Source organism: Bradyrhizobium sp. Leo170 (genome assembly GCF_004296405.1).
GTDB lineage: Bacteria > Pseudomonadota > Alphaproteobacteria > Rhizobiales > Xanthobacteraceae > Bradyrhizobium.
Window position 1 is genome coordinate 1 of record NZ_PSRR01000609.1, and the last position, 2,455, is coordinate 2,455.

General features: G+C 61.6%; 3 protein-coding genes and 1 pseudogene. 1 reads left to right on the plus strand and 3 read right to left on the minus strand.

The features are described from left to right. From CWO89_RS43100 to CWO89_RS43110, 3 genes and pseudogenes are all read right to left on the minus strand, one after another. A pseudogene (locus CWO89_RS43100) lies at positions 1-346 on the minus strand (hypothetical protein); the annotation flags it as partial. A 34-nt stretch (positions 347-380) separates the two neighbouring features. After that, complete coding sequence (locus tag CWO89_RS43105; RefSeq protein ID WP_130584257.1) at positions 381-1,034, minus strand: tetratricopeptide repeat protein; 654 nt, start codon at positions 1,032-1,034, stop codon at positions 381-383. A 167-nt stretch (positions 1,035-1,201) separates the two neighbouring features. After that, positions 1,202-1,996 (minus strand): hypothetical protein, encoded by a 795-nt coding sequence (locus CWO89_RS43110; RefSeq protein ID WP_207234699.1) that lies wholly within the window; start codon positions 1,994-1,996, stop codon positions 1,202-1,204. Here CWO89_RS43110 and CWO89_RS43115 point away from each other — a divergent pair. After that, complete coding sequence (locus CWO89_RS43115; protein WP_130584259.1) at positions 1,907-2,305, plus strand: ester cyclase; 399 nt, start codon at positions 1,907-1,909, stop codon at positions 2,303-2,305. The two genes, CWO89_RS43110 and CWO89_RS43115, sit on opposite strands and share 90 nt — an antisense overlap. Positions 2,306-2,455 lie beyond the last annotated feature (150 nt).

Below are 2,455 nucleotides of genomic sequence, written 5' to 3' on the forward strand. Positions count from 1 at the left end.
CCGTGCTGGCGTTGGTCGCCCTGCCCTTGGCCGATCGCTTCGACTTCGCCTGCTCCGGCGGAGGCTGTGGCGGCGGAGCAGCGGCGGCGGCAGCCTGCGCGTTCTGCTCATCGATCTGCTGTTGCTGCGAGCCCTTGTAGAGCTCCTTCGGCACGCCCTGCTCCAGTCCCGGCACGCCATCCGGGAATACCGGCTTGCGGTCACCCGGCAGCTTCTTCTTGGTGTCGAGGAAGTCGAGCAGGTCCGACGGATCGAAATTGGACAGGCCGCCGCCCCCGCAGCCGGCCAGCACGCTGCAAAGCGCAATGGCGACAGCGGCTGCGATCAGACGTTGCGAGCGGCGCATGGGCAATCCCTCACTCAACTCGTTAGCCTCTCAATCAGCTCTTGGCGACAGGCGGCAAAAGCGCCTGCAGCGCCTCGGCGCGCGAGCGCAGGCTCGGCGGCGTCTCGGCATCGTTGACGATCAGGTCGAGCCACTGCCGCGCTGCGGCGGCGTCATTGGCGCGGTAAGCCGACAATGCCAGCAATTCGCGCGCGGTGTGACGGAAGGTCGAGTTCGCCGCCGTGGCGGGCTCGAGCCGCTGCAGCATGTTCTGGTAGGTCGCGGTTTCCAGCAGCAATTGCGCGGCCCGGATCCGCGCCAGATCCTGATCTGCCACACCGACGCTGCGGTCGGCGGCGATCTCGTCATACATCTTCGCGGCCGCCTGCGGGTCGCGGGGTGCGATTTCGGCAGCCAGCCGCAGTCGCGCCAGCACCCGGTAACCGGCCGGCGCCTTCGTAGCCAGGTCGGCGAAAGCGGCCTCCGCCTCGGCGCGCTTGTTCTGTTCGGAAAGCTCGACAGCCCGGTCGAAGGCAGCCCCCGCCTCGGCCGCCTTCTGGCCCTGGAGGTATTCGTAGCCGCGCCAGCCGCCCACGCCGGCGACGATCAGAATCGCCAGCGCAATGATGTAGAGCGAATACTTGTCCCACAGCTTCTTGAGCTGCTCGCGACGTAGCTCCTCGTCGACTTCACTAAATAATTCAGACACTTAAGGCTATCCCATCCCCGGAGGGCGAAGCAAAATGCCAAGGCGCCAGACGCGCCCGATCCCCACATCGCGGCGGCGTTACCTTAATGATATGGCGGTGGCAAGGCAAAGCGAGGCGGATCAAAGCGTTAACGGTGGAAGGCTGCCGGCCCCGGGAGGCAGATCGGCTACGGTGAAGGATTGAGCGCGAGCTGCGGCTGGTCTGCACTCGCCGCAGTTGTTCGCTTCAACGTTCCCCCGTGAAGGAGCTTGCCATCCGGCGCCGCAACCTCGATCAGTTCTGCGGCAAGGAAAGCGTGTTGATCGGGTTTGAATTGGAAACTGTGGTTGCCGCTTCCAAGATTGGCATTTTCGAGATCTTGTCGATAGCGGTCGGCCAGAACACTACCGACCAGTCTGCCGTCAAAATAGAGTTCCACGCGAAGCGGGATTTCAGGATGGTCGACGCACTGAGCCCAGCCAGCAATGGTGTGAGGCTCTATATGATCGACGTAACCTCGCAGCGTGCCACCCTTCAAGATATCCTGGATGCCGTCTTCGATCGCGGCGAGATCCTGCCGGCACAGATCACGTGATAGCGCGAGGCTGAACTGATCCGTGTCAAGCGCCCGAGAGAGCAGTTCCTTTCGGTGAGCCTTCATCTCCAACAGCGCCGTCACATTCTTCAGTCTGACATAGGCGCCAACGACTTGCTGGATTCCCTGGTTCATCGCCTTACGAAATCCTTTAAAAATCGTTGGGGAAATATGCCTTGGCTGCCAGGCCGGGTAAAGGTTGTCCTGACAGCCACGGCGCGTTCGCGGGGCAGCGATGTGATCGCGGTGGCGATGGAACCAATTGATCTCAGGTACCTGCGACAAGGGAGATTTGTCGTGACGCCGCAACATCTCTCCAAGGTCTATCGAGACTACATCACCTGCTTGAACGCGCAGGACTGGACCAATTTGGGACGGTTCGTCCACGATGACGTACGTCACAACGGCCGACAGATTGGATTGTCAGGCTATCGCGAGATGCTGGAAAATGACTTTCAGCAGATCCCGGACCTCTTGTTCAATATCCAGCTCTTGATCGCGGATCCGCCTTACGTGTCGAGCCGCCTGCTCTTCGACTGCAGGCCGAAAGGAGAATTTCTCGGGCTCAAGATCGACGGGAAACGAGTTTCGTTCGCCGAGAACGTTATTTACGAATTTCGAGAAGGTAAGATCGTGGAGGTTTGGTCGGTCATAGACAAGCCGGCCATCGAAGCCCAGCTTCGACGCTCGCAATGACGCCGTCGTCCCGGCCTTGCGCGCCGCGGCGAAGCCTTTGGCGTAGCCGGGAGCCGGGACGACGATAGCCAGCGTGCTCAGTCGCGTAGGGTGGGCAAAGCGCAGCGTGCCCACCATCAAGAGCGGTGCAGGAAGAGGTGGGCACGCTAC